Origin of the sequence: Lentimicrobium sp. L6 (assembly GCF_013166655.1) — a bacterium.
In the GTDB taxonomy this organism is placed as follows: Bacteria; Bacteroidota; Bacteroidia; order Bacteroidales; family UBA12170; genus UBA12170.
Genome location: NZ_JABKCA010000189.1, coordinates 1 through 601, shown reverse-complemented (window position 1 = coordinate 601; position 601 = coordinate 1). Strand labels below are relative to the sequence as shown.

Here is a 601-nt window from a genome sequence, read left to right as displayed (position 1 = left end):
CAGCCCAAACACAAACAGCCGATGCAGGATTATGTGGCGCAGCGGTAACAGTAGTAGCCCCAACAACAGCAGATAACTGTTCAGTAGCGAGTATTACAAATAACTTCAATGGAACCTCCGATGCTAGTGGCTTCTATAATGTAGGAACAACCACCATCACCTGGACTGTAGAAGATATCCATGGTAATATTAGTACTGATAATCAGGATATTACCATTGTTGATGATGAGGCTCCAATTGCTAATTGTCAAGATATTACAATAAACTTAGACGGAACAACGGGAACAGCAAGTATAGTTGGAGCTGATGTTGATAATGTAAGTACAGATAATTGTGGAATAGTTAGTATGAGTGTGACACCAGATTCTTTCACTTCAGCTAACTTAGGAGCGAATACAGTAACTTTAACTTTAACAGATGCAGCAGGAAACTCAAGCACTTGTACAGCTACAGTAACTGTAACAGATATTACTCCTCCAACAGCAATATGTCAAGACATCACTATTGAACTTGATGCAGCTGGAACAGCTAGTATAGTTGGTTCTAATATTGACAATGGTTCATACGATAATGGCGTAGTGGTTTCTTTAGATGCCAATCC

Annotated in this window: 1 protein-coding gene; it reads left to right on the top strand. The window is 39.6% G+C overall.

Annotation, left to right across the window (positions count from 1 at the left end; translation table 11 throughout):
* A partial coding sequence (locus tag HNS38_RS20150) for an HYR domain-containing protein (RefSeq protein WP_172347016.1) occupies positions 1-601 on the top strand: 601 nt, incomplete at both ends.